Origin of the sequence: Streptomyces sp. NPDC086023 (assembly GCF_044540325.1) — a bacterium.
GTDB lineage: Bacteria > Actinomycetota > Actinomycetes > Streptomycetales > Streptomycetaceae > Streptomyces.
This window is the reverse complement of sequence record NZ_JBITRX010000032.1, coordinates 20,839-46,303: the sequence shown is the minus strand read 5'-3', so window position 1 is coordinate 46,303 and position 25,465 is coordinate 20,839. Positions and strand designations below refer to the sequence as shown.

At 71.8% G+C, this 25,465-nt stretch carries 19 protein-coding genes and 1 pseudogene; 8 read left to right on the top strand and 12 right to left on the bottom strand.

The window, feature by feature from the left end:
* Positions 1-33: 33 nt before the first annotated feature.
* Positions 34-1,521 (bottom strand): hypothetical protein, encoded by a 1,488-nt coding sequence (locus ACIF6F_RS35700; RefSeq protein ID WP_399957294.1) that lies wholly within the window; start codon positions 1,519-1,521, stop codon positions 34-36.
* 355 nt (positions 1,522-1,876) lie between these two features.
* Here ACIF6F_RS35700 and ACIF6F_RS35695 point away from each other — a divergent pair, with 355 nt between their 5' ends.
* Genes ACIF6F_RS35695 through ACIF6F_RS35680 form a run of 4 tightly spaced genes read left to right on the top strand, consistent with a single transcriptional unit; the run spans position 1,877 to position 5,788 of the window.
* Positions 1,877-3,781 (top strand): amidohydrolase, encoded by a 1,905-nt coding sequence (locus ACIF6F_RS35695; protein ID WP_399957291.1) that lies wholly within the window; start codon positions 1,877-1,879, stop codon positions 3,779-3,781.
* 60 nt (positions 3,782-3,841) lie between these two features.
* Positions 3,842-4,504, top strand: a complete 663-nt coding sequence (locus tag ACIF6F_RS35690) for a hydrolase (RefSeq protein ID WP_399957288.1) — start codon at positions 3,842-3,844, stop codon at positions 4,502-4,504.
* Positions 4,505-4,551: 47 nt separating this feature from the next.
* A complete protein-coding gene (locus ACIF6F_RS35685) occupies positions 4,552-5,076 on the top strand; it encodes a DoxX family protein (RefSeq protein ID WP_399957285.1) in 525 nt (174 codons plus the stop codon).
* The gene (locus ACIF6F_RS35680) at positions 5,057-5,788 is read left to right on the top strand and encodes a YoaK family protein (RefSeq protein WP_399957282.1); all 732 of its coding nucleotides are present in this window, start codon (positions 5,057-5,059) and stop codon (positions 5,786-5,788) included. Before ACIF6F_RS35685 ends, ACIF6F_RS35680 begins: the two co-directional genes overlap by 20 nt.
* 33 nt (positions 5,789-5,821) lie before the next feature.
* On the opposite strand, the gene ACIF6F_RS35675 is transcribed toward ACIF6F_RS35680, so the two are convergent.
* Entirely contained in the window at positions 5,822-7,387 is a 1,566-nt protein-coding gene (locus ACIF6F_RS35675; protein ID WP_399957341.1) for an alpha/beta fold hydrolase, read from the bottom strand.
* A gap of 319 nt (positions 7,388-7,706) precedes the next feature.
* Here ACIF6F_RS35675 and ACIF6F_RS35670 point away from each other — a divergent pair, with 319 nt between their 5' ends.
* A complete protein-coding gene (locus tag ACIF6F_RS35670) occupies positions 7,707-8,021 on the top strand; it encodes a hypothetical protein (protein ID WP_399957279.1) in 315 nt (104 codons plus the stop codon).
* 51 nt (positions 8,022-8,072) lie between these two features.
* Here ACIF6F_RS35670 and ACIF6F_RS35665 read toward each other — a convergent pair whose 3' ends face one another.
* From ACIF6F_RS35665 to ACIF6F_RS35650, 4 genes are all read right to left on the bottom strand, one after another.
* Positions 8,073-9,233, bottom strand: a complete 1,161-nt coding sequence (locus tag ACIF6F_RS35665; RefSeq protein WP_399957276.1) for a hypothetical protein — start codon at positions 9,231-9,233, stop codon at positions 8,073-8,075.
* Positions 9,234-9,514: 281 nt separating this feature from the next.
* Positions 9,515-10,336 (bottom strand): transglycosylase SLT domain-containing protein, encoded by an 822-nt coding sequence (locus tag ACIF6F_RS35660; RefSeq protein ID WP_399957272.1) that lies wholly within the window; start codon positions 10,334-10,336, stop codon positions 9,515-9,517.
* Between the two features lie 341 nt (positions 10,337-10,677).
* Positions 10,678-12,231, bottom strand: coding sequence for a M1 family metallopeptidase (locus ACIF6F_RS35655; RefSeq protein WP_399957269.1), 1,554 nt, complete (start codon positions 12,229-12,231; stop codon positions 10,678-10,680).
* A 70-nt stretch (positions 12,232-12,301) separates the two neighbouring features.
* A complete protein-coding gene (locus tag ACIF6F_RS35650; RefSeq protein WP_399957266.1) occupies positions 12,302-12,451 on the bottom strand; it encodes a hypothetical protein in 150 nt (49 codons plus the stop codon).
* Positions 12,452-12,779: 328 nt separating this feature from the next.
* Here ACIF6F_RS35650 and ACIF6F_RS35645 point away from each other — a divergent pair, with 328 nt between their 5' ends.
* Positions 12,780-13,256, top strand: a complete 477-nt coding sequence (locus ACIF6F_RS35645) for a universal stress protein (protein WP_399957263.1) — start codon at positions 12,780-12,782, stop codon at positions 13,254-13,256.
* Between the two features lie 166 nt (positions 13,257-13,422).
* Positions 13,423-14,334, top strand: coding sequence for a hypothetical protein (locus ACIF6F_RS35640; protein WP_399957260.1), 912 nt, complete (start codon positions 13,423-13,425; stop codon positions 14,332-14,334).
* Positions 14,335-14,392: 58 nt separating this feature from the next.
* On the opposite strand, the gene ACIF6F_RS35635 is transcribed toward ACIF6F_RS35640, so the two are convergent.
* The 3 genes from ACIF6F_RS35635 to ACIF6F_RS35625 form a co-directional block, all read right to left on the bottom strand.
* On the bottom strand, positions 14,393-16,687 hold the full coding sequence (locus tag ACIF6F_RS35635; RefSeq protein ID WP_399957257.1) for a M4 family metallopeptidase: 2,295 nt from the start codon (positions 16,685-16,687) through the stop codon (positions 14,393-14,395).
* A 379-nt stretch (positions 16,688-17,066) separates the two neighbouring features.
* Positions 17,067-18,170, bottom strand: coding sequence for a hypothetical protein (locus ACIF6F_RS35630; RefSeq protein ID WP_399957254.1), 1,104 nt, complete (start codon positions 18,168-18,170; stop codon positions 17,067-17,069).
* A 152-nt stretch (positions 18,171-18,322) separates the two neighbouring features.
* A complete protein-coding gene (locus ACIF6F_RS35625) occupies positions 18,323-19,798 on the bottom strand; it encodes a hypothetical protein (RefSeq protein WP_399957251.1) in 1,476 nt (491 codons plus the stop codon).
* 567 nt (positions 19,799-20,365) lie between these two features.
* Here ACIF6F_RS35625 and ACIF6F_RS35620 point away from each other — a divergent pair.
* Positions 20,366-20,824: a YbhB/YbcL family Raf kinase inhibitor-like protein gene (locus ACIF6F_RS35620; protein WP_399957248.1), complete on the top strand. Its 459-nt coding sequence runs from the start codon at positions 20,366-20,368 to the stop codon at positions 20,822-20,824.
* A gap of 87 nt (positions 20,825-20,911) precedes the next feature.
* Here the strand turns inward: ACIF6F_RS35620 and ACIF6F_RS35615 are convergent, their stop codons facing one another.
* From ACIF6F_RS35615 to ACIF6F_RS35605, 3 genes and pseudogenes are all read right to left on the bottom strand, one after another.
* Positions 20,912-23,146: an FUSC family protein gene (locus tag ACIF6F_RS35615; protein ID WP_399957245.1), complete on the bottom strand. Its 2,235-nt coding sequence runs from the start codon at positions 23,144-23,146 to the stop codon at positions 20,912-20,914.
* Positions 23,147-23,323: 177 nt separating this feature from the next.
* The gene (locus ACIF6F_RS35610) at positions 23,324-23,629 is read right to left on the bottom strand and encodes a hypothetical protein (protein ID WP_399957242.1); all 306 of its coding nucleotides are present in this window, start codon (positions 23,627-23,629) and stop codon (positions 23,324-23,326) included.
* A gap of 214 nt (positions 23,630-23,843) precedes the next feature.
* Positions 23,844-24,881: pseudogene (locus ACIF6F_RS35605) on the bottom strand (N-acetylmuramoyl-L-alanine amidase); the annotation flags it as partial.
* Between the last annotated feature and the right edge of the window lie 584 nt (positions 24,882-25,465).

Below are 25,465 nucleotides of genomic sequence, written 5' to 3'. Positions count from 1 at the left end.
CCGGGCCGGCACGTTCGCCCGCCGGGGGACAGGTCAGACCACCGGCTCCTCCGCCGGCGGTTGCTGGGCACGCGGTTTCCGCTTGTGCGGGTGGTGCTTGCCGGTGACGGTCACCGTCGCGGTTGCCGTGCTCCGGCAGTGGTCCTCGGTGCTGGTCACGACGGCGCTGTTGGTCACCGTGACGGGAGCCGAGCGCGCGACCTTGACCGTGAGCGTCAGTTCGGGGAACGAGCTGTGGGCGCCGAGTTCGTCGCTGCGGCTGCACGTCAGCGGTGAGGTGGTGCAGTCCCAGCCGGCTCCGGAGAAGGCCAGGGGCGTCAGACCGGCCGGCAGGGTGTCGGTCACGCTGACCCGTCCCGTGGTGGACCGGGTACCGGTGTTCGACACCACCAGCGTGTACGTCGCCTCACGGCCCCGGACGAACGGCCCGGCAGGGGACTTGGTCAGCGTCAGCACCGGCCGGAGCGGCTCGGGCGCGCCCAGGCCGACCGTGCCGACCGCCAGCCCGGCCGGCTCCGTGCCGGCGCCCAGGTTGACCGATCCACTGGCCACGGGCGGCGCGGTCGGCGAGGTGGCGTAACCGGACACGAGGTTCACGGCGTGCGTGACGTAGGCGTAGTTGACGTTGTTCGCGCTGTGGGCCGCGACGCCGGTCGGAAGGGGGATGCCGATGCTGTTCGCCAGGCTGGGCGGGGTCGCGGCGGCGTTGATCACCCGGAGCTGGCCCGCCTGGTTGTCGACCGCGTAGACGAGGCTGCTGTCGGCGGAGACCGCCACCGAGTCGAGGGTGCCGCCGATGTTGACGAACGACGGCCTCTGCTGCGAGAGGGGTTGTTGAGCGCTGACGTACGCCACTGAGATCAGGCCGCCGATGTAGACACGCGCTCCGTCGGGAGAGACGGCCACGGAGGTCGGCTCACTCAGCCCGGTCAGCAGGGAGGTCTGCGACATCGTCGCGCCGCTGGCGTCAAAGGAGTAGAGGCGATCCAGATCGGGGGCGGCCGCATAGACCGTGACGGTGCTGCCGGTCTGGGAGACAGCGAGCGCAGTGAGGCTGCCGGCGACGGGAACGCTCGTCGCCGACAGGTTCGTGGCGGTGACGTCGAACCGCGAGAGGTACACGCCGTTCGTGACGTAGCAGTAGTTGCCGTGAGCCGCCACCGCGGTCACCGGGCTGCTGAAATGCACGTACTGGTTGGACACGTTGGCATGCGTGTTGATGACCGTGACCGTATTGGTGCTGGTGCTCGCAGCGCAGACGTAGCCACCCCCGGCCGCCGTGTACGCGACCGACACCGGCTGACCGAACACCGGGTACTTCTCCACGACCGTGTTGGTGGCCGCGTTGACGGCGGACACCGACTGGTCGCCGAAATTGGCGGTGAAGACGTAGGTCCCAGGGGGAAGGGCCGGCGCGGCGTGCGCCACCGGGGCGACAGCGACCGCGGTGCCCAGCAACAGCAGCAGGCCGGCTGCTGCGCCGAGGGCGCGACGGAGCCGGGCGCGTACCTCACGCGGCACGAGGCGCTGGGCGAATGGTTCTGGATCCGTGGCCGGCAAGCAGCTGGCATCTTGACTGCGCGTCATTGCGCCATTACGCACAAAGCGCCCTCCGTTTGCGTGGGGACACGCCGCGGCCACGGCCAAGCGCACTCGAAGCGCCTGCTCGCTCGATCCCCGCCGGCCGGCGGGTGCTTCCGAGAAGGGCCTACGCCACAGGGCGCCGGTTTTCCCGCCGGGTTGACCCGTCAACCAGCGGATGTGGCCGAACGCGGGCCGCTGGTTTCGTGCAGTTGCCGCTTCCGAGCCGCCTGTCCGGGCTGTCCGCGTAGCGCCGCGCACCGCAATCGCGCCGCCCAGGTCACAGGAGGATCGGATGGATTCCACGATGCCGGTCGGGGGGCTGGTGGCCGCCGCCACCCCCGACCCCGCGGACCTCGTCGTCCGCAACGCGAGGATCCACACGGGGGACCCGTCCCGCCCCGCCGCCGAGGCGATCGCCGTCCGTGACGGCCGCGTCCTCGCCCTCGGCGACGACCGGGACACGGCCCCCCTCGTCGGCCCCGGGACGAGGGTCGTCGACGCGCTGGGCCGCCGGATCGTGCCCGGGCTCAACGACTCCCACCTCCACGTCATCCGCGGCGGCCTCAACTACGTGCTCGAACTGCGCTGGGACGGCGTGCGCAGCCTCCACGAGGGCCTGGCGATGCTGCGCGAGCAGGCCGCCCGTACCCCCAAGGGCCAGTGGGTCCGCGTGGTCGGCGGCTGGTCGGCCGAGCAGTTCGCGGAGCGCCGGCTGCCGACCGTCGCCGAACTCGATGCCGCGGCCCCGGACACCCCGGTCTTCGTCCTGCACCTGTACCAGTCGGCGATCCTCAACCGGGCCGCGCTGAGGGCCGCCGGCTTCACCCGGGACACCCCCGACCCCCGGGGCGGGCAGATCGTACGGGGCCGGGACGGCGAGCCGACCGGCATGCTGCTCGCGGCGCCCAGCGCCCTGATCCTGTACTCGACCCTCGCCAAGGCGCCGGTCCTGGACGCCGAGGACAGGAAGACCTCCACCCGGCACTTCCTCAGGGAGCTCAACCGTTTCGGCCTCACCTCGGCCATCGACGCGGCCGGCGGGTTCCAGAACTTCCCCGACGACTACGCCACGGTCGTGGAGCTCGCGAAGGCGGGGCAGCTGTCGCTGCGCATCGCCTACCACCTCTTCCCCCAGACCGCGGGGCAGGAGCTGGCCGACCTCAGCCGGTGGGTCAAGACGGCCCGCCCCGAGGACGGGGACGAGTGGCTACGGCTCAACGGCGCCGGGGAGAACCTGACCTGGGCGGCGGCGGACTTCGAGAACTTCGCCCAGCCCCGCCCCGAACTCGCCGACGGTTACGAGGCTGAGTTCGAGAAGGCCGTACGCCTCCTGATGGAGAACGGCTGGGGCTTCCGGCTGCACGCCACGTACGACGAGACCATCCGCCGTGACCTCGCCGTGTTCGAACGCCTCGCCGCGGAGGGGCTCTTCCCGGCCGGCAACCGCTGGCTCTTCGACCACGCCGAAACCGTCACCAAGGACAGCCTGGACCGGATCGCCGCGCTCGGCGGCGCCCTGTCGGTGCAGAACCGGCTGTCGTTCCAGGGCGAGGCCTTCGTCCGCCGCCACGGCATCGGCGCCGCGGCCGACGCGCCCCCGCTGACGGCCATGCTGGAGCGCGGCCTGACCGTCGCCGCCGGCACCGACGCCACCCGCGTCTCCACCTACAACCCCTGGGTCGCCCTCCACTGGCTGGTGTCCGGCCGCACCGTCGGCGACCTGCTGCTGCGCCCGCCGTCCAACCGGGTCGACCGGCGGACCGCCCTCGCGATGTTCACCACGGCAGGCGCCGGGCTGACGGGCGAACAGGACACGAAGGGGATCCTGCGCCCCGGGTACCTGGGGGACTTCGCCGTCCTTTCCGAGGACTACTTCACCGTGCCCGAACCCGCGATCGCGCACATCGAATCCCTCCTCACGGTCGTGGGCGGGCGCATCGTCTACGCCTGCGGCGAGTACGAGGGCCTCGATGAAGAACTGCCGCCGGTGAGCCCCGGCTGGAGCCCGGTCGCGCACCACGGCGGCTACCGGTCCGCCGGCCCCGCGCGCCTCGGCGGCGTCCGCCAGGCGGAGCTGATCGGCGAGGCCGTCGGCGAAGCCGGCGAGCACCGGCGGTGGAGGGTCCGGCGCGGCCTCGCACCGTCCCCCGGGGACGCCGAAGAGGCCGGGTTCATCGACCCCTGCGCCTCCTTCTGATGTCACACCACGGAAGTCACACCGCTGCACCACGCACGCCCCTACGAAAGGCCTACTCCCATGCCCGACACCACCCAGGTCACCGCGACCCCCAGCTCCGACCTGCTCACTCCCGACAACTGTGCCGTCCTCTTCGTGGACCACCAGCCGCAGATGTTCTTCGGCACGGGCAGCGGCGACCGCACCGCGATCATGAACGCCACCGTGGGACTGGCCAAGGCCGCGCGCGTCTTCGACGTACCCGTCGTGCTGAGCACCGTGGCGGCCGAGTCCTTCTCCGGCCCGATCATGCCGCAGCTCGCCGACGTCTACCCCGAGGCAAAGATCGTCGACCGCACCTCGATGAACGCCTGGGAGGACGAGGCCTTCGTCGAGGCGGTGAAGGCGACCGGCCGCCCGAAGCTCGTCATCGCCGGCCTGTGGACCGAGATCTGCGTGGCCCTGCCCACCCTTTCCGCCCTCGCCCAGGGCTACGAGGTCTACGTGGTGACCGACGCGTCCGGTGGCGTCAGCCCGCAGGCCCACGATCACGCCGTGCAGCGCATGGTCCAGGCCGGCGCGGTGCCGATGACCTGGGTCCAGGTGCTCCTGGAGCTCCAGCGCGACTGGGCGCGCGGGGAGACGTACGTCGCGACCACCGACCTCGTCAAGGAGCACGCCGGCGCCTACGGCCTCGGTGTCGTGTACGCCCAGACCGTGATCGGCGCCCACGCCGCCGGCTGACCCGGCAGCCGACGGACAACGCGAGAGACAGGGACGGCAGGAACGTGATGGACACCGGACTACTGCTCCTCCGGGTCGTGACGGGACTCCTCGTCTTCGGGCACGGAGTGCAGAAGGTCAGTTTCCGGCTCGGGGGCGCCGGCCTGGCCGGCGGGACCGAGGAGTTCCGACGGGACGGGTTCCGCGGTGGCCGGCTCACCGCGCTCGCCGCAGGCGTCGGCCAGATCGGCTCCGGCCTGTTCCTGGCGGCCGGGCTGCTCACTCCCGCGGCGGCGACGGCCGCCGCAGGAGTGATGACGGTGGCCACCACCGTCAAGTGGCGCAACGGCCTGTGGGTGCAGAACGACGGCTACGAGTACCCGTTCTTCCTGGTCGTCGTGGCGGAGGTGCTCGCGCTCAGCGGCCCCGGCAGCGCGTCCGCGGACCGGTTGCTCGGGCTGACCCCGTGGCCCGCGTGGGTCTCGGCCATCGCTCTGGTCGTCGGTCCCGTCAGCGGTCTGCTCGTCAGGGCCCTGCTGCGCCGCGGCTCCGTCGCGGAGGGAGCTTCCGACGGTGCGCGCGCTGCTGCGTGAAGCGGCCCGGACGCTGGTCCCCCCGAAGGGGGACCGGCACGGCCCGCTGCCGCCGGTGCTGCTGGCCCTCACCGTCGTGACGGGTCTGGTGGACGCGGTCAGCTACCTCGGACTCGGACACGTCTTCGTGGCCAACATGACGGGCAACGTGGTGTTCCTCGGCTTCGCCCTGGCCGACGCGCAGGGCCTGTCGGCGCTCGCCTCCGTCGTCTCGCTCGCGGCCTTCCTGGTCGGAGCGCTGGCCGGCGGCCGATTCGGCGTCCGGTTCGCCGGGCACCGGGGCCGGCTGCTCGCCTCCGCCCTGACCGTGCAGGCGGTGCTGTTCGCCGGGGCGCTCTGCACCACCCTGGCGGGCCACGACACGGTGAGCACCGCCGTCCAGTACACCCTGATCGTGCTCCTGGGACTGGCGATGGGACTGCAGAACGCGGTCGCCCGACGGCTCGGCGTCCCGGATCTCACGACGACCGTGCTCACCCTCACCCTGACGGGACTCGCTGCCGACTCCGGCCCGGCCGGTGGCGCGGCGCCCCGGCCCGGCCGGCGGATCCTTTCCGTGGCCGCGATGTTCCTGGGCGCTCTCGCCGGCGCCCTGCTGCTGCGGACCGGGCCCTCTCTTGCCCTGGGGCTGGCCCTGGCACTGCTGACCGCCGGCGCAGGGGTGTTGTGGTGGCTCTCGACAACGGACGCGCCATGGACTGCCGCGCGATGAGCCGCTCCTCCCGGCCGGCCACCCCCCGTGCCGTCAGCCGAGTACGGGGATGAGGTCCTGGGTCTCGTCGACTCCGGTCGTTCCGTCGGCCGAGGGCTGTCCGGGGACCGGCTTCTCGTCGGTGCAGACGGTGCCGGCGGCCGGGACGGCCAGGGTGGCGAGGTAGTCCGTGATCGCCGCGCTGGCACACGCACTGCGGTTGAAGGCCGTGTGTCCCTCGGCCCGGAAGGTCAGGAGTCTTCCCTTGTGCAGGATCCTGGACAGGGCGATCGCGTCCTTGTACGGGGTGTCGGGATCGCCCGTGGTGCCGACGACCAGGATCGGCGGCGAACCTGCCGCCCGGTAGGAGCCGTTGAAGCGGCTGAGCCTCTCGGCCGGCCACTGCACGCAGGCGGGTGCATGGTTGTGGTCGTAGGTGGGCGGCCCGTACGCGACCGGGGGGCCCAGCAGGGGAGCCGAAGCGGCCTCGGCGGTGAGGTTCCGCCTCAGCAGCCCGAGGCTGCGCGGATAGATGCGGTCTGCGCACTCCACCGCCACGTTCGGGTTGAGGAAGTCGAAACTCGCGGGAGAGGGCGGTGAGAGCAGGAACGAGGTGTTGCTGCGCAACTGTGCGAGACGCAGAGCACGGCCGAGATCGGGCCAGACGGCCTTTCCACCGTTGATGTTGAACATCAGCCGGTAGGCGAGGGTGTAGCTGGTTGCCGGCCGGCCGCTGGCGGTGATGACCGGATCGGCATCGAGTGCGGCCTTGAGCTGTTGGAACGCCTGCCGGGGACGTCCCTCGCCGAAGCCGCACACCTGGGGCTCCTGCCGGCACCAGTCGAGGAACCGGCCGACCGCCCCGTCGAGCGCCGTGAACTGCGGTGCGTCGTAGGCGTACGGCTCGTCCGCGTAGTGGATCGGGTCGTAGCCTCCGTCCAGCGCCATGGCACGGACCCGTCGCGGGAACGACGCCGCGTACACGGTGCCCACGTACGTACCGAACGACCGGCCGTAGAAACTGATCCTGTCCTCGCCGAGGGCGGCCCGCAGCACGTCGATGTCGCGCGCGTTGGACGCGGTGCCGATGAACGGCAGCAGATCGCCGGCACGTTCCCGGCACGCGGCGTCGAAGTCCCGGGCCTCCCGCAGCGCACGGACCAGGGCACCGGGCCCCGGCACGCCCTTGGCGGAGTCGACCGCGCTGCTGTACTCCCGGTCGTTCCAGCACTCCACCGGCGCGCTGCGCGCCACGCCGCGCATGTCGAATCCGACGACGTCGAAACCGTCCCGCAGCGCGGCGGGGAGATTGGCGTAGCTGTTCTGCGCGAAGTCCACGCCCGAATTGCCGGGACCTCCGGGATGGAGGAACAGAACGCCGGTACGCCGGGCCGGGTCGGCTGCGAGGCGACGGGTCACCGCCAGGGAGATCGTGCGCCCCCGCGGCTTGCGGTAGTCCAGCGGCACCCGGGCGGTGGCGCACTCGAATCCGCCGGCGACGACCTGGCCCGCGGCGTTGCGGCAGGGCCCCCACGACAGCACAGGGGCCGGCGGGCCGGCTTCCGTGGCCGGCGCGGCGTGCACGGTGGCGGCTCCGAGGACGGCCGCCCCCGCTGCCAGGGCAAGGACGGCCCTGCCCCGCCGCCGGACCGGAATCCTCGTCCGAACCTTTCCGCTTCCCCACGACACGGCGGACCTCCTGCGTCGACAGGCCAACGACCGCCGTCTCGGCCCGAGAGGGCGACAGACGGAACAATCCTGCCTGAATAGTGCAATTGAGACATCCGCGAGTCTAGGTGGAGGGCGCGCCCCACCCGGGCCGACACGGCGGCCCTGCCCTTCGGGTTGGCCGAAGGCTTCTTCGGCGGACCCCGCCAGGTCGTCACAATTCGGTCAAGGCGACGACGTTGTCGATCACGTGACGAAGGAAGAACCTCCGATGAACATCACTCGCAATGTGAAGTGTGCACTGGCCGGCGGCCTGGCAGCCGCCGCGATATTCGGATCGGCCGGCGTCGCGTTCGCCATGCCTGCGATGCCTCCCTCCGCGACGTCCCAGAACGCCAGGGGCCAGATCGAGCTCAGCAGCCCGGTCGAGCTGCGCGGGGACACCGGGGAGCCTTCGGGCACGTTCCTGCAGCCTGGTAGGCACGCGTTCACGGAGCGGGACGACGACAACAGGTTCCGTGTGGGGGACGGCTGGATCGACGCGGATGAGGACCGCGACGCCGTCCGAGGGTTCTATCTCTTCTGAGAGTGGCGGCTCTCGTGGGGGACGGGCCGAGTGCCACCCGGTCCTCGCCTGTCAGATGGCGTAGTGCCAGGTGGTGAGCATGTAGGCGCCGTACCAGCAGCCGAACAGGGCGGCTGCGCCGAGGGTGATGGCGGCGGTCCGGTTGGTGGTCCTGGCGATGGCGCGGGCGAGGGGGACGAGGAAGACCAGCGCGGGTATCAGAAGGCGGAGCTTGGAGTGGTAGAAGTTGCTCTGCCCGAGGGTGAGGACGACCAGGGAGCACCCGTAGACGATGAGCGGGAGCCAGGTGGTGCGGCGGCATGCGATGGCGGTGGCGCAGAGAAGGCCGAGGGTGAGTACGGCGGTGCTGACGGCGACCCATCCGTCGCCGCTCGTCAGGGTGGTACGGAGGAAGTCGACGTAGGCGCGGCCGTTGTCCCAGTGGGTGCCCCAGCCTGCTTCCTGGATGAGGAACCACGCATCCGGCCGGTGCAGACGGTTGCCCACCCACCACAGGTAGGCGGGCGTGGAGATGCAGGCCAGGGCGACCGCGGTCAGGGGGCGCCATGAGAGCCGTCGTTCACGGTACAGATGCACGGCCACGGCCACGGTGATCGCTGCGGCGATGGACACGGCTGCCGGTCGGGTGAGACCGGCCAGGAGGGCCAGGGCGCCGGCCGTGAGCCACGCCTTGCGGTGCGCCGCCAGCAGGGCTCCCGCGCACAGTGCGAGGAAGAGGGATTCGCTGTAGGCCATGAAGAAGGCCAGCGCCATGGGCTGCGCCGCTGCCAGCAGCACGAGGGCGACGATGGCCGTCCGGCGTCCGTAGAGCCTGGTCATCAGCTGCTGGACGGCGATCAGGGCGGCGATCATCGCCAGGTGCGCGGTGACGACGGCGGCAATGCCCACGTCCAGGCCGGTGAGCGTGTGGACGGCGCGGCTCAGCAGGGGGAACAGCGGGAAGAACGCGAGGTTGTTCCCGGTCGGCTTTCCGTCGGCACCGTAGGTGAAGCTGTCCGGGTAACCGTGCGCCGCGATGTCGGTGTACAGGTGCCCGTCCCAGGCGAGGAGCCGGTCCAGCAGGCCGGGGCCACCGGGTCCGCTCATCAGAGCCAGCAGGACCAGGTGGGCGACCATGCTCGACACGTAGACCGCGAACGCCGGTGCGGCCAGGCGACCGAACCGCTTCAGCTTCTCGGGCCGGCCCTCGGGGACGCTCTCAGCCGGTGACACGTCCACGGTGCGCCGATCTGACAGCTCTGCCGCCAGCCGGTCGGAGACTGACCGAACGCGGGGGCCGCACAGCGATACGTGGTTCACGTCGAGCTCTCCCAGCACCTGTACGGCAATCCGAACCTCTACTTTCGGCCGGATCCGTCTGGGAACCGCTCCACCAACCAGCCTCTGCGGCGGTGGATTCCCACTCCCCTTCGCGGGGGGTATCCGTCGCGGCACATACCGGATGTACTGCGACGAAGCCCGTGGCGAGGAGGTACCCCCGCGCCTTCTGCCCGTCAGTAGGGGCCGTTCACCCCGTCGATGCCGAACTTGTATTTGGCGGCCGCGTAGTTGCAGGCGGCCGCGATGTTGGCCACGGGGTGGAACGGGTCGAACGGGGTGCCCTTGACGTGGTAGGCCTTGAAGGTCGGGTCGATGACCTGGAGCAGGCCCTTGGAGGGAGTGCCGTTCTGGGCGTTGATGTCCCAGGTGTTGATGGCCTTCGGGTTGCCCGACGACTCGCGCATGATGTTGCGGTGGATCCCCTCGTACGAGCCCGGGATGCCGTGCTTGGCCATGACGTCCAGTGCCTCGCGGATCCAGCCGTCGAGGTTGTCCGGGTACTTCTTCGCCTGCGCCTTGGCCGGGGCCGCCTTGGCCGGGGCCTTGGCCGGGGCCGGGGCCTTGGCCTTGGCAGAGGCCTTGGCCGGAGCCTTGGCCTTCGCCTTGACCGCAGCCTCCGCGGCGGTCTGGCCGCCCGCGACCGCCCTCAGGTCGATGCGGAGCTTCATGCCCGGCCGGATGCGTGACGGATCGTCGCCCACGACCGTGCGGTTGTCCTTGTGGAGCCTCTGCCAGCCGCCGGCCAGCTTGTGCATCTTGGCGATGCCGGCCATGGAGTCGCCGGCGACCACGGAGTAACTGACGTACACCGGCTGCGCGGCAGGCGGCGCCTTGGGCTTCGCGGCGGCCGTCGACTGCTTCTTGTCCGGGGCGGCCTCGGCCCCGGTCGTGCCCAGCATGGGCAGGGCGAGTGCGGCCCCTCCTGTGCCCACCGCCAGGAACTTGCGGCTGATCCGGGAGTTGCTGGGACGGCGGTGCTTGGCTCCTGCAGCCATGATGCGTTCCTCTCCGTCGCCGCGGAGGTGAACACTCAGGTTCTGACTGCGGCGTGCAGGGTGGGGTGTGGGGACCGTCCGGGCGACCGCAGGATGCGCAGCCGCCCGGAGCGTGAACCTACGGGCAGGTACGGAAAGGGACTGCTTCCTGCTCCTTAACGGGTTCCTGTCCGCCCCCGCCGGCTTCCCTGCGTTCCGGCCGTCCGGCCGGCCGCCCCTGTCGCAATCGGCTTGTGGGGCAGGGGACTTGACGCCGCTGTCCGCCCGCGGACACACCACGGGGAGCCGAACGGGCACGTCTGCCGCCCGTTCGGCTCCCCATCACCCCGGCGCGGGCCGACTCATCCGGCTCCCGGGTTCGAGACGAGCTCCGCGATCTCCTTGTCCCGGGCCAGCGCGGCCTCCCGCTCCTTGCCGTCCAGCTCCGACAGTGGCGTCACCTTCCAGTCGCCGTGGCCCGGCATCGGCGGTGTCCTGGTCCCCTTGAGCCAGGCGTCGAGGAACGGCACCAGACCCTGGTGGGGGACCACCCGGTCGGCGACGGCGATGTAGTCGTCGGTGGTCGCGGACCGGTCCTTGTACTGCGCCAGGAAGGCCTTCTCGATCCGCCGGAACGCGGTGTCACCCACCTTCTGGTGCAGTGCGTAGAGCACGAGGGGCCCGCCCAGGTAGGCCTGGTCGCTGTGGAGCGACTTCTTGGTGGGCTCGGCCACCGGGCCGTACAGCCGCCGGTACAGGTCGCCGTTCTCGTACACCTCCTTCATCGTCGACGCCATGTCCGTGTGCTTGTCGTCGTTGGTGGGCCAGCCGTTCGCGAAGCGGTACCGGAAGGCGTAGTAGTTCGCGTGGCCCTCGCTCAGCCAGTTGTCCGCCCAGGTGGCCGGGGTGGTGCTCACGCCGAACCACGAGTGGGCGAGCTCGTGCATCATGTGGGGCGCGACGGTCTTCACGGGCTGCTCGCGGAGGTACTTCGGGTTGTAGACGGTCAGGTTCTGCGTTTCGAGCCCGGAGAACCCGAACGGCTTCTCGCTGTCGGTGGCCAGCGGCATGATGCCGTAGGTCTCGAGGGGGAACGGTCCGAGGTTCTTGACCGCCCACTTCATCTGCTGCGGGGTGAGCCGGAGCGCGCCGAAGTCACCCGCTCCGGCGCGGGGAACGACATCGCGCAGGGGTACGCCCTCGACGGTGCCGCGCCGCACCACCTCGTACGGGCCGACTGCGACCTGGGTCAGCTCCGTGGCCATGGGATGCTTCGTCCGGTACGTGTACGTGGTGTACCCGTGCCGCTTCACGGGCTTCCCCACGGGAAGTCCGCTCGCGACGGCGATGTCGCCGCTGCCGCTGGGCACCGAGACATGGAAGGTGAACCACGCCTTGTCACTCGGTACGTCGTTGCACGGGAAGACGGTGTGCGCGGCGTCCGGCTGGGCCGCCACCGCGAAGCCCTTGTCCGTCTTCGCCCATCCCGTGTCCCCCCGAGGGGCCTGGGGGTTCACGTCGTACCGGATCTCGACTTCCATCCGGCTGCCGGGCGCCACGGCACGCCGGGGCCGAACGGTCAGCTTCTCGCCGACCGTCTCGAAGCCCGCAGTCCTGCCGTCCACCTTCACGGACCGCACGCGCAAGCCGTGGGCGTCGAGCGTGAAGCGCGCCAGGCGCTCCGACGCCTTGGCTGTGATCACGGCGTCCCCCTCGACCGGGTGTCCCTTCTCCTCGGGCTGGTAGCGGAAGGAGAGGTCGTAGTTCGTCACCCGGTACCCGCTGTTGCCCAGGCCGGGGAAGACGGGGTCGTGAGCCGGTGGCGGCGCGGCGGCCCAGGCACTCAGGGGAGCGGCCAGTACCGCGGCGGTGACCACGGACAGGACGGCAGCTCGGTTGCGGCTTCGCTTCATCATTCATCCTCATGGCAATCGGGCATGCCCTTCGACCGCCAGGTCCGGCGGGCGCGGCACGGGAAGCAAGGGGTCAGTGCCCGTCCCGGCAGACGCCGCAGCGGCAGGCGGCGACGCTGCGGACCGCGAGGTGCCCCCGCTGCCCGAGGACGTCCTGTGCGGCCGGCCCCGTGTGGAGCCAGCGGGTCAGGGATCTGCGGAACGTGGTGATAAGGGATCGCATGCTGTCAGCCCGTCGGTCGTGGTGGCGTGGTGAACCGGTGTGCATGCGCACGGCCGCTGCCACCGCGCATCTCCGGTACCGATCCACCCTCGCGCCGGCCGTGCCGCCCGGGCGATGGCCGGTCGGAGGACCAGCAGGACTGCTGCGCCGTCCGCCGGTCGGCCGGTGCGGGGCGACGGCCGGACGTGCGCACCGGGGCGGGCGCACCGCCGTGCCGTGCGGCGGCTGTTCGCGTCATCCGCTGCGGGGGCCGACCGGGGGAAGCCTGCGCGGCCCCCCGGCTTCTAGCGTTCACCGGGACTGCACGGCCCGGGAAAGGGGCGATCTCATGGCGTACAACGGCAACGGCTACCGACGAGTCCTCGTCGGTGTCAGCGGTTCCCTGGGCGGCATGACCGCTCTGCACCGGGCGGTGAGCGAGGCCCGGCGCTTCGATGCCGAAGTCCTGGCCGTCATGGCGACGTCCCCCGCCATCCACGCCGTCGACCAGGTCGAGGTGGAGCGGACCATGGCGGAACGGATGCTGGCCTCGTTGCTGGAGTCCGCCTTCGGAACGGGCGGCCGCCCGCCCGGTCTGCGCTTCACGGCCTTCGCGGCCCTGGGCGGCGCCGGACCCGTTCTCACGCGCATGGCCGACCGGGACGGCGACCTGCTCGTCGTGGGCGCTCCGCGCCGTCGCCTGCTGCCCGGTTTCTCCACCGCGCGCTACTGCACCACCCATGCGACGTGCCCCGTGCTCGTGGTACCCGTCCCGGTCCTGCGCAGGCAGGACGACGGGACGCGGCTCCACGCGTCGGAGATCTGACGCCGGGGCCTCGACGGGGTCGGCCCCTGCCGGGGCAACGTCGTACCGGTTCTCGTCCCCCGGCACGACGTGCGATCGGGGGAGGGGAGGCACGAGCACGCCGTCCTATGCTCGCCGGGGGAACCGCGGACCAGCGGGCGTGGGGGTCCCTTCGAGAGGAGGCACCATGGAGTCGTCGTCGGTATCGACGGAGGAGTTCACCCGCTGGCTGGGCATGCAGGATCTGGCCGACGTGCTGATCCCGGCGATCTACGACAGGACGGCGGACAAGTTCGAGATCGGGAAGCTGGACACGGACGACCTGATGAACGCACTGCTGATGTCGGGCCTGCCCCAGAGCCAACGGGCAACCGCGGAACTCCTGACACCGCAGAACTGGCTCGCCCTGCTCAAGCTCCACTTCCCGGAGATGTTCGACGGACAATCCGAGGTGCCGGCGTGGCAGCAGGGCGGTTCCACGGCCCTTCCGCTCCACCCCCCGACGACGGACACGGTCGGCGGAACCCACAGCCTGGACGAGTCCCTGAGCGGTGCCGCCCACCGCCTGGAGCAGATGGACCTCGATCCGCACGTCTCCGTCACGTCGCTGGACCGGGTGGATCCCGCGGACTTCCTGGCGGTCGTGCGCGGCGGGAGCATTCACACCTTCGACGGCCGGTACCTCATCGACAGCGGCGGTGGCAAGCTGCGGTATCTGGTGCGGATCGACGACCAGGGACCTCGTCTCTACATCGACCAGTGCCTCGGTGCACAGGACGCCTCGACCGCGGGGGGCCGCGGGATATCCCTGTACCGCACCCTGTCCTCCCACGGCCAGATCGACGGTCAGATCCCCTGCGCGGGCGACGTGGTGGTCAGCGCCGGCAAGGTGACCTACATCGACAACCAGAGCGGCACCTATCAGCCCACGGGCAGACATCTGGGCGCAGTCCTGAGATTCGCCAAGTCCATCGGGATCCTCACCGACCGGACCGAGTTCGCGCAGTTCGTCAGCGCGCCCACCGGCGAGGTCGACCAGGGACTGCTGAAGGCCCTGAACAGGGCTGGGGTGTGGGAAAGGCTCAACGCGGAATGCTGACGGACAGCCGTCGGCCCCGCCTTCCCTCGGACCCGGGAAGGCGGAACCGACGCGCGGACTAGAAGGTGAGCCGCCAGCTGTCGACGTAGCCGGTGTCCAGGCGGGCCACGTCCTGGACGCGCAGCTTCCACACGCCGGCCGCCGCCTTGTCCGAGGCGTCGACCGTGTACCGCTCGATCACGTCGTCGGCGGAGTCACCGGGGGCGGCGTTCTTGAGGCGGTAGGCCGTGCCGTCGGGGGCGACGAGGTCGATCACGAGGTCGCCGCGCCACGTGTGGACGATCCGGACGTCGACCGTCAGGGCCCCGGAGGCCGGACCCGCCCGGTTCACCCGGACGGGAGACTCGACCGTGGACTCGTCGGCGATCGGGTGGTCGTCGGTGTTTTCGAAGACGGATCCGTTGCCCTCCTCGTCCACGGTCCAGGTGAAGCCGGCCGATCCGCGCTCGCCCGCGCCGTCCGTGACCGTGATCGTGACCGCGTGGCGTCCCGCCTCGGTGAACGTGCCCGAGATCCGTCCGTCGGCGGGGTCGATCGAGAGCCCGGCCGGCAGACCGGACGCCTCGTAGGCGAGGGCACCGGGGTTGGTGGAGGAAGCCCGTACCGCGAGGGCCGCCGTCTGGCCCACCGTGGAGTACTGGTCGGCCGGGGCGACGACCGTCACGCCGTCCAGGATGCGGGGGCCGACGTTGACGGCCGCCCAGGCGTTCGCGGCGTTGTTGTAGGTCGGTGAGCCGAAGCCGTAGAGGTCGGCGGCCGCCTGCAGGGTGGCGGTCCGGGCGCCCGCGTAGGTGGTGTTGGAGGTCATGTACACCGTCAGCGCGCGGAACCATATCCGCTCGGCGGCCGCCCGCCCGATCCCCGTGACGGGCAGGCCGTCCGAGGTGGGGGAGTCGTAGGCGACGCCGTTGACGACCTTCGGTCCCGACCCTTCGGAGGCCAGGTAGAACCAGTGGTTCGCCGGCCCGGAGGAGTAGTGGACGTCGATGCCACCGATGCCGGCGTACCAGGAGTCCTTGGAGACGCCGTCCTTGCTGGGCTTGTCCATGTAGCGCAGCGGGGCTCCGGTGCCGCGGATGTCGATCTTCTCCCCGACCAGGTAGTCCCCGACGTCCGAGGCGTTGGCGGTGGAGAACTCGACGGCGGCCGCCATGATGTCGGAGGTGGCCTCGTTCAGGCCGCCCGACTCGCCGCTGTAGACCAGCCGGGCGGTGACCGAGGTGAGGCCGTGGGTCATCTCGTGGGCGGCCACGTCGATGGAGGTCAGCGGCTTGGCGTTGCCGGAGCCGTCGCCGTAGGTCATGCAGAAGCAGGAGTCCTGCCAGAAGGCGTTGACGTAGTTGTTGCCGTAGTGGACGCGGCTGTAGGGGGCCACCCCGTCGTCGCGCAGGCCGTTGCGGCCGTGCACGTTCTTGTAGTAGTCCCAGGTCATGGCCGCCCCGAAGTGCGCGTCGGCGCCTGCCGTCTCGGGGTCGGACGCGGTGCCGTTGCCCCAGACGTCGTCCGGGCCCGAGAAGAGGCTCCCGGTGCCGGAGGTACCCCGGTTGAGGTTGTAGGTGCTGTGGTTCCCCCGGTCGGTGTCGGTCAGCACGTACGACGGGTCGGTGAAGCTGCTGCCCAGCGGGACGGTACCGCTGTACTGGGTCTCGCCCGTGCCGCTGTGCACGGCGTCGTACGCGTACAGCCGTGCCCCGGTCCGCGCATCGGCGACGACGTGCAGCTCGCTCGGCGTGCCGTCCCGGCGGAATCCGTCGACCACGGTCTCGAAGGCCCGGACCGGTGTGCCCTGCGCGGCCCAGACGACCTGGCGGGTGCCGCCCGCCCGGGTGCGGACGGCGCCGTGTTCTCCGGCGGCGGCAAGGGCCTGGCGCCGCACCGTCGCAGGGCTCGCGTGCGGTGCGACGCGCGGCGCCGCCACGCTCGCGGCACGGGCCCAGGTGACGCCCTTGACGGCGCCGCCTTCCCCCGTGTGGACGACGAGGTCGCCACCGAGCACGGGCAGTCCGTCGTACGTGCGCTCGTAGCGTGTGTGGACCGTCCCGTCGCCGTCCTGGACGACGTCGCGCACGTGCAACCGCTCCCCGGCTCCCAGGCCCAGGCCGCGACGGGTGGCGTCGGACCCGGCCTCGGCCCGGTGCAGCAGATCCCGGCGCCGCGCCGGGGTCAGGGCGACCGGCAGGGCGCCGCGGTCCGCGACGGCGGCCGCCGGGGTGGAGGAGGTGCTGTCGGCGCGATCGGGGGTGGCGGGCGCGGCAGGGGCGGCGGGAGCCACCACGGCCAGTACGACCGCGGCGGCGGCGCACGACGTCGCCAGACGCACGGCGCGACGCGATGTGTGGGGGGTCGATCTCAACGCGGGCTCCTGGTGCAGGGACCGCCTGTGTGCGGTCCGGCGGCCCGGCGCACGGGGTCGGTGCACCGGGTGGGGCATGACGTGCCGAGATGCGGTGCGATGTGCCGGCACAGGGTGCCAGGAGCGGTGGGGGAAGTCAGTACACGCCGGGCGCGCGCCGGGCGCGTTGGCCCAAAAGCGCCGGGGGGTTCCGCGGCTCCGACCGGCCTGATGCCGGAGGCCGGGGGGACGGGCGCGGCCTGACGGGCGGGCCGACGGCCCGTCAGGTCCGGTCCATGCGGACGTCCGAAAGCACGGGATCCCCTCCACGGGACAGAGCCGGGCCGACCCCGGCCTGCTGCCAGGGGGCCGGCCCGGCTCCGTCAAGGGGTCGGCACGCTCAGAGCGCCCTGGTCACTCCGCTGCCCGAGAGGGGACAGAGCCGGGTGTCCTGCAGTTCGGCCGCGGTGAGGGGGATCTCGTCCCAGGTCAGGCCGTCGGAGCCGTCGCTCACCGCCTGCTTGACCGTCCACGGCAGGTCCACCAGGGCGCCGCCGTCGTGGATCCGTGCCGTGGCGGTGCCGGACAGCACCTGGTAGGTGGGGGTCTTGTAGAGCACGCTCCGGTACTTCCCGGGGATCGTCACCGAGTCCTGCTGCTTGAAGGTGGTCGTGTTCGTGGTGGAGTGCCCGTACGTCTGTGAGAACGCCAGCTCGATCCCTGTCTTGAGATCTCCGAACTCAAGTCCCAGGACGAGCTTCTGGCCGTACTCGGTGGTGAACGAGGTCTCGTTGGCCACGCTGGTCTCCCACCACAGAGCCCGGTTCTGCGCGACGGACGTGCAGTTGGTGCTGAAGGCCACCGGCTTCGGCTCGCCTGAGACGATCGTCGCCTTGTAGTTCTTGAGCGTGCACGTCGCGGTTCCGGCGGCGCACGCCTTCGCGGCCTCCTCACGGGTGGGCGTGGGGTAGTAGTACACCGAGGTGATCTCGTTGTAGAGGTTCGTACCGGGGTCGTGCCATCCGATCGGCCTGGCGTCGCCGGTGATGCCGGTGTGGCCGGGATGCTGCGCGGGGCTGACCTGGCACTGGTTCATGCCGACCTCGGAGTTGACGCGGTTGTCGAAGGACGCGTCGATCAGATGGAGGTTCATGACGCCCGGCCGCGGCATGTTCCCCTTGCAGCCGTTCGCCGCGATGGAGAGCACGTTCCCGGTCCAGTCGGAGCGGGAGAAGTGCATGGACGACAGGTAGGGGTTGTACGTCTCCATGCGCTTGCTCAGGGAGTCCGTCGCCTGCCAGCCCCCGGGCGGCATGAGCGGGGCGTCCGTCACACCTCCGAAGGTGGCCACCCTGACGAGCTCGCGGAAGTTGGGGGCGCACGTGAGCGTGCCGTTGTAGTGGCAGTAGCGGTACGGGACGTAGGTGTCGGCGGCGTGGGCGCCGCCGACGGCGGACAGGACGGCCAGGGCGGAGAGCGCGGCGGTCACGGGCGTACGTCTCAATGGTGCTCCAGGAAGTGGGAAGGGGTTTCTGCGACTTCCTGGAGAGGATCCAACTCCCGCTTGAGTGAAGGTAATTGGCCGAGCGGACCGCTTTCGGTACTAGGCCGTGTCCGCGACGCCCTGGTCCCGGGCGATCTCGGCGGGTCGGGGGCTCACAGCGCGTTGTGGGCGATGACCGCACGGGCCAGGTCGCCGGCCCGGAGGCCGCTCGGGGCCCCGGTGACGTCGTCCACGGCCACGATGTTGAGGTTCCGCCGCAGTTCCGGTGCTGTCCAGGGGCCGGTCAGCTGCTGGTGCAGGAGCGCATTGAAGGAGGCCGCCCGCTCCAGGAGGAAGGCACGCGTGATCCCCGACGGGCCGTGGGAGGCCGCGGGGGAATGGCGGATGGGGGTCATGCGCCAGCACGCGTCCGCGCTGGTGACGGGCGTGACGTTGCGCAGGTGGCCGGCCGGGCAGGACCAGCACTGTCCCCGCCAGGGGAAGGTGTCCATGCGGGGGTCCCAGAACGTGCCCGCGGGACAGTTCCACGCCCAGGTCTCGTTGCGGACGTAGGTGGCGGCGGTGCTGACCGCGCGGCTGGGCAGCCAGCAGGCATCGCCGTTGGTGACGGGCGTGATGTTGCGTACGTACCCGGCCGGGCAGGACCAGCACTCCCCTCCGTTGCGCGGGTCGTAGAACGTGCCGGAGACGCAGGTCATCGAGTCGGGCAGGGCGGTGAAGCTCTGCTGCAGGCCGGCCAGGCCGAGCAGGGTGTCCGGCTGGATGATGCCGGCCATGACGAAGAACTTGCCCGAATCCGCTCCGGGGTCCCGGGCCAGCGCCGCCCGGTCGCGTGTGATGGTCTCGTCGAAGAGCGCCCGGGGACTGGCGAAGTCCCTGAGGTAGTTGCCGGGCGGAGGGCTGTCCGCCGGGTAGCTGCCGCGGTCGGTGGAGACGGCCGGAGCACTCCAGGCCCAGTCCTCGGCGATCAGCCCCGAGCCGTCGAGCAGGATGACGCTCTTGCCTGCGGCCACCAGGCTGCCGTAGGTCGAGGTCGGGGAGAACTGCGGCTGGGGGGCGAGCCTCGCCGGACCGAGGAGGGCTGCGAAGCGGTCGTACGCCTCCGCCGTCGCCGCGGGCAGCTCCGCCGCAGGAGCGCTCACGGACAGGCTGATCACGACGATCTCCGAAGGGCGCGCGGCGATCCAGCTGCCGATCTGCTCGGCGTCCCCGCCGGGTCCGAAGAACGGGGTGCCGAGCGGGGAGCCGTGGAAGGTGAACCACTGGCCGTCCTGTTTGCACAGGCGGAGGTCCAGGTAGCGGGAGCCGCCCGAGAGCTGCTCGGCGATCGGCAGGCGCTGGGTCCGGGCGACGCTCGCGGCCAGCTGCGGGAAACTCCTGGCCAGGTCGTAGATGTAGCCGGTGCGGCACTGGCCCGACCGTGCGGTGATGCCCCAGGATCCTGCGTCGTGGCTGCCGGGCATGGCGATCCGGTTGAGCGGTGTGCCGGCGATGCGCGGGGCCAGGTCTCCCATCCACGAGTCGAGCCGTACGTGCGCCGCCGCGGGAGGGTCGGCCGCGTCGGCCCGCCCGGCAGCAGGCACCCACATCAGGGCGACTGCCGCCACGAAGGCGAGGACGCAGGTCAATGCGGCTGTCGTTCCTCTGTGCGGTAGGGCATTTCTTCGCGGTCCGGACATGGGTCGATGCCTCCGGGGCGGTCGCACGGCAGGGTCCTTGGCGCGGGACAGCGTGCCACGCTCGGTCTGGCATGGACATGTCTGGTCCGGCAACCTGTCCGGATCACGCCCACGGCGGGCGAGGGCGGCGTCAGCGCGGTGGCCGGTCGCACCTGCACGGCCGCGGGCCGGCAGGGGGAGCAAGGGGTCCCCCGCTGCGACGGCCGATCGGGGTATCCGGCCCGTTCGTGCACCCCCGTAGGTTCGATCGTGCACGCCATTGCACGGCAGGACAAGAGAACAGGGCTCGGTGCGGGGACCGCCCCGCGACATGAGGAGCATGCGCGGCTGACACGGCAACCGCTCTCCGGGGTGAAAGACCCGGCAGTAACCAGTCTGTGAGTAGACCCGCTCAGCACGGCCCTTGGCACCGGCACCCTGGCTCCCGCCCCGGCGGTGTCTCCCGATGGCCGCGTGATCACCGTCTCCCGGGCGCCCCGGCGAGCGTGCAGCCGGTCCCGGGGGCACCATGGCGGCATGAGGATCGAGACGCCCGCGTTCCGTGAGGATGGCTGGATCCCGGTCGAGCACACGGTCGACGGCGACGACTCCCCCCCACCGCTGCTGTTCGAAGGAGTGCCCTCCGAAGCCGTGAGCCTGGCCCTGGTGGTGCACGACCCGGACGTGCCACGGGACCGGCGCCCGGACGGCAACTTCGACCACTGGGTGGTGTGGAACATCCCCGCGGCGCAGCACCGGCTCTTCCGGGACGACGTGAACCTGGCGGTGGTGGGCCGCACGACCCGCGGCACGAACACCTGGATCGGGCCCGCTCCCCCGCCCGGCGACGGACCCCACCGCTACTTCTTCACGCTGTACGCGCTGGACACGATGCTCGATCTCTCCGATTCCGCCGGCCGGCCGGAGCTCGAGGCCGCCATGGCGGGCCACGTCCTGGAGCAGGCGGTGCTGATGGGCCGCTTCCAGCGGGACTGACAGGTCTCGTGCGGGGCCGCCGGGCGGCAGGTGCCGGGATGGGCCGGGCCGTCTGCACCGCCCCTCGCGTCCGCCTGCCCCTGCCCGTCAGGAGCCGGGCGGCGCCGGCTGCCCGATGGTGCGGGCGATGGCGGCGAGCAGTTCGATGACGGGCTCGTCCGCGCGGATCGCGGCCCGGGTGTCCGTCTCCTCCGCGGCCCGGCCGGCGGCCAGTTCCCGCTGCCGGCGGGCGTGGAGCCCCTCCAGGTACAGGTGCATCTCTTCCAGGGCGTCGGCCAGCGCCGCGGTCTCCGTCCGACGCTCCTGCTCCGTGACGGCCGTCAGGGCCGGGACGGCGTGGGCGGCGTACGCGGTGAGCGCGGGGATGCGTTCCACCGCCGGTGGGGGATGGGCGGTCAGGGCGCCGAGGCGCTCGGTGAGGGTGTACAGGGTGGCGGTGGCGGTGGCGGCGCGGTCGGCTGCGGCGGGGTCGTGGCCCGGTTCGCGGCGGACGCTGCGTTCGGCGTCCCTGGCCTCTGCCAGGGCGCGCTCGGCGGCGGTGCGGGCACGGTCCGGGTCCGATGCCGCCTCCGGGGCGGTGTCCGGCACCCGGGTGGAGCTCCGCGCCGCCCGGCCGGCCGGGTCCCCCGCCGGGGACGTCGGCGGGGGAACGAGCCGGCGCAGCACCGCGTCCAGGTAGGCGGCGGCCGCGGCCGTGGCGGCGGCGGTACGCGCGGCGAGGCGCCCCTGTTCCCAGGTGGGCCACAGCAGGTAGCCACCGAGCAGGGCGGCGGCGCTGCCGAGCAGCGTCATGCCGATGCGTGCCAGCGCCGTCCGCCAGTCCCCGGGATCGGAGACGTCGCCGATGATCAGCACCAGTGGGGTGCCGAAGAGGACCCAGAAGGCGTAGTTGACGGGGCGCAGGGCGAAGCCGAGCGTGAGGGCCACGAACAGCACGGCCGCGAGGGCGACGGGCTCGCTGACCCACGCGATGAGCAGGGCGGCGCAGGCGCCGCCGACCAGGTTCCCGATGATGCGCTGGCCGGCGCGTTCGAGGGTGTCCGCGTAGCGGGGGCGCAGCACGCGGAGGACCGCGAGGGTGGCCCATTCCCCGTGCGGGAGTCCGCAGGCCTGGACCAGTGCGAAGACCGCGCAGGCGACCGCGGTCACGCGCAGAGCGTGCCTCAGGACGGCGGAGCCGGGCGCCAGGGCGGCGCGCAGCCGCGCCCGGTCGAACCCGGGGCGCGGGCCGGGCGCGGGACGGGCCCGGGTGCCGGGCGGTACGGGCAGCCCGGCGGCCAGAGCGTGGGCGTGCTCGACCGCGTCGCTGATCCGGGCGAGGAGTCGGCGCTGGCGGCCGGCCAGGGCCAGGACGGGGTAGGGCTCGCGGCCGGCCGCCCCCCGCGCGCGCAGGGCGTCGCAGGCGCGGTCGAGGTCCGCGAGGGCCTGGCGGGGGTCCGGCCCGGTCGGTGTGCCGCCGGGGCGGTGCGCGAGGAGGGCGGCCAGCCGGCCGATCCGGTCTGCCAGGGCGGTCGCGGTGGCGGTGAAGGCCCGCGCGGTCGCCGGGGGCGGAGCGCCCGTGACGTGCACCGCCGCGGTCAGGTCGGCCAGGTCGGTGGCACGGTCCACGAGCGGCGCGAGGAGTGCGGCGAGGTGCTCGTCGCCGCCCTGGCCGCGCAGGGAGCTCACCACGGCGCCGGCTCGGGTCAGCGCGGCGGCGGTCCGTGCGTAGTCGTCCGGGGTGCCGGCCGCGCCGTGCGCGATGCGGGCCAGGTGGCGGCCGGTCTCGCGGTAGGGCTCCGCGAGGACGGCGAGGACGCCGCGCAGCCGCGGCGCGGGCGTGAGCAGGGCGGTGGCCACGGCGTACCACAGGCCTCCGCACAGAACGAGCAGGGCCGTGCGTCCGGAGTCCGCCAGGCCGGCGGAGGCACCGCCGGCGCCGGTCACCAGGGCGGTGGTCGGCATGGTGCCCAGCCGGCCCACCGTGGGGTGGACGGCGTCTCCCAGGCTTGCCAGGAGGACCAGGACGGCGAGCAGGAGCAGGGCGACCGGGAACAGTTCCGTGACCAGCTCGCCGGCGGCGAAGGCGGCGGCGTTGACCACGGCGGCGGTGACCAGGCCGCGCGTCCGCGGTCCCCGGGGGCCGCCCTTGTTGGTGAACGCCGCGACGTACCCGCCCAGGCACGCCCACGCTCCGGCTGCCGGGTTGCCGGCCGCGATGCCGGCCAGCAGGGGCAGGCCGACCGCCACCCCGTTGACGAGACCGCCGACGGCCGCGGGGCGGCTCCCGGGGACGGGGGCGAACAGGTGGAGCCGGCCCCGTCGTCCGGGCGGAATCCTCATGCCGTCATCGTCACATGGCGGAACGTCACCCTCGGGGGAACCGCGCGCGGCCCCCTCGTCCTGCCGTTCGGCGCACTATGGGCCGGGCCGGACAGGCATGTGCACGCAGGACATGAGGACACCGGGTGCAGCGAGCCCGAGAGGGCTGACCGGCAGCATCCACCCCCCAAGGCCCTTTCAGGTTCCGTACGCCCGATCGAAGGCGTCGGTCGTGAGGTCCACCCCGCAGCACCTGACGTACCAGCGTTCTCTGATCGCCGCGGCCGCCTGCTCGACGGACGCACGGGGAAGGCCGAAGTCCTGGTCGGCGCACCGCTGTACGTCCGCCACGGTCACCACACCCGGGGTGCCGGAGTACCCCCCGTGGTAGGCCCGGGTGACGCACCAGTCGGCGGCCGCCACCAGCGCCGTCCAGCGCCGGGCCTCCTCCGACAGGGGCAGGGCCGGGCCGCGCCGGCGGGCCCACCATGATCGGATCGTCATATCCGGTCCTCCTTCCGCTGTCGTCCTCCTCATCGTCCGGGGCGCGGAACCCCCGGCCATCCCCCGATCGGTGGGCGGCGGCGGCCCACCCGCCCTCCCTCCCGTCCTGCCCTGACGCGGGCGGAGCCAGGACAGCGAGGGAAACTCGAAGGCCACGGTGGGCGAAGCCCACCGTGGCCGAGTGCAGCCGCAACCGGGTTGCCGGGCCGCTGACCTATCGGGTGTCGTTGCTGTTGACGAGGGCGAGACGGTGGTTGTACTGGATCACGTCGTAGGTGTCGCGTCCGGTGACGACTGTTTCGGGCCGGGTCGGGGTGGCTTTGAAGAAGTCGTCGGTGTGCTGCGGTGGCGCGGTGGAGACGTAGGCCTGGCCTTGGGGGAAGGTGTAGACGCCGAGGGGCCTCTGAGCGGAGGGTGACAGACCGGCTGGGTACTCGTCGGGCCGGGGGTAGGCGGTCGAGTACAGAGGGACAGCTGTCGTTCCGGCCTTGGGACGGATGATGCGCACATGAGGCGCTGGCTTGGTGTTGCGGCCCTGGGGGTTGTGGAACCACACCTTGCTGCCGGTGTACCAGATCGCGGTCCACTCTCCCTTCTGCTCCGCGACGACGAATTGCTGCCCGCCGACGATGGTGTTGCCCCAGTCGTCGATCCTGTCGCTCCCCGGTGTTCCGTCGGAGTGGATGGTGGGATCGGCGAACAGGGGTGCGTCGTGGCGTGGGGCCGTCCGTACGAAGAGGAAGTTCGAGGGCTGGGTCTGGGTGGTGCACGCGACCGTGGTGCCGCCTCCGGCCGTGGACTGTCCCGCGCTGCCGGGAGCGGGCGTGTTGTCGCAGACCTGGACGGTTTGGATGTTGTGGCGGAAGCCGGGCGTGATGGTGACGGCCTGGCCCGGGCGGACGGTGCCGTGGGCGTGTTCCTTGCTGTCCTTGTCCCGCTTCCCGTGGGGCGAGAGCAGGTTCATGAACTTCTTCCAGTCCCAGTAGGGACCGGGGTCCCAGTGGGCCCCCGGGATGGCTGGGCCGCTGGAAGGCATGACGTTGTCGTGGCCGATGATGTGCTGCCGGTCGATCGGGATGTCGAACCTCTTCGCGAGGTAGCGCACCAGGTGCGCGGTGGCCTGGTAGGTGGCCGGGGTGAACCAGGTGGCGCCCTGCGCGGCGAACCCTTCCTGCTCGATGCCGATGGCGTGCATGTTGACCCAGTAGTTCCCGGCGTGGAAGGCGATCCCTCCGGTCGGAACCATCTGGGTGGTCTCGCTTTCGCGAGCTGACCCCTTTCCGGGAGGACCGCAGGGCTGGGCGGCAGCACGATGTACTGGCCGTCCTTACGGGTGTGTGCCAGGCCGGTGCGGATGGAGGCGTAGACGGCGTCGGCGAAGGCGGCGGCGTTGGCCTGGTCCCCTGCCTGGCTGTAGCGGGCGACGGCCCCGTACCACCGGCCCGCCTCCTTCGGGCGTCCGCCCGTCGTGTCCTGCTGGTAGGAGGCCAGGAGTGCGGCGCCGGCCCGGACGTTCTCCTTCTCGTCCGTCCTGACCTTCGCGGGACGGACACCGGTGAGTGCCGCCGCTGTGTTCAGCGTGTGCTCGGAAGGGTCCTTCGTGCCCGTCGAGTCCACCGGTCCCTCGCCGGGACGGTTGGTGTAGGCCTTGCCAGCGGTGGTGTCGGTCAGGTGCATCGGGCCGTATCCACCCTGGGTGCTCGGCAGCCCGCCGTTGCCCTCCCACCATGAAGCCTGGCAACTCACACCGAGGAGCACCTCTGGCGGAACCTGAAACTCACGGGCGGCGTCCGCCACCACCTGTTGGAAGTCTGTCGCCTCGTCAGGTGCCCGCCT

Bases quoted from the DNA above. Each gene is read 5' to 3' on its own strand.
- ACIF6F_RS35645 (WP_399957263.1), top strand. From the start codon at position 12,780: ATGGCGTACAACGGCAACGGCTACCGACGAGTCCTCGTCGGTGTCAGC.
- ACIF6F_RS35685 (WP_399957285.1), top strand. From the start codon at position 4,552: ATGGACACCGGACTACTGCTCCTCCGGGTCGTGACGGGACTCCTCGTC.
- ACIF6F_RS35670 (WP_399957279.1), top strand. From the start codon at position 7,707: ATGAACATCACTCGCAATGTGAAGTGTGCACTGGCCGGCGGCCTGGCA.
- ACIF6F_RS35615 (WP_399957245.1), bottom strand. From the start codon at position 23,146: ATGAGGATTCCGCCCGGACGACGGGGCCGGCTCCACCTGTTCGCCCCC.
- ACIF6F_RS35655 (WP_399957269.1), bottom strand. From the start codon at position 12,231: ATGATGAAGCGAAGCCGCAACCGAGCTGCCGTCCTGTCCGTGGTCACC.
- ACIF6F_RS35650 (WP_399957266.1), bottom strand. From the start codon at position 12,451: ATGCGATCCCTTATCACCACGTTCCGCAGATCCCTGACCCGCTGGCTC.
- ACIF6F_RS35660 (WP_399957272.1), bottom strand. From the start codon at position 10,336: ATGGCTGCAGGAGCCAAGCACCGCCGTCCCAGCAACTCCCGGATCAGC.
- ACIF6F_RS35610 (WP_399957242.1), bottom strand. From the start codon at position 23,629: ATGACGATCCGATCATGGTGGGCCCGCCGGCGCGGCCCGGCCCTGCCC.
- ACIF6F_RS35620 (WP_399957248.1), top strand. From the start codon at position 20,366: ATGAGGATCGAGACGCCCGCGTTCCGTGAGGATGGCTGGATCCCGGTC.
- ACIF6F_RS35690 (WP_399957288.1), top strand. From the start codon at position 3,842: ATGCCCGACACCACCCAGGTCACCGCGACCCCCAGCTCCGACCTGCTC.
- ACIF6F_RS35695 (WP_399957291.1), top strand. From the start codon at position 1,877: ATGGATTCCACGATGCCGGTCGGGGGGCTGGTGGCCGCCGCCACCCCC.
- ACIF6F_RS35640 (WP_399957260.1), top strand. From the start codon at position 13,423: ATGGAGTCGTCGTCGGTATCGACGGAGGAGTTCACCCGCTGGCTGGGC.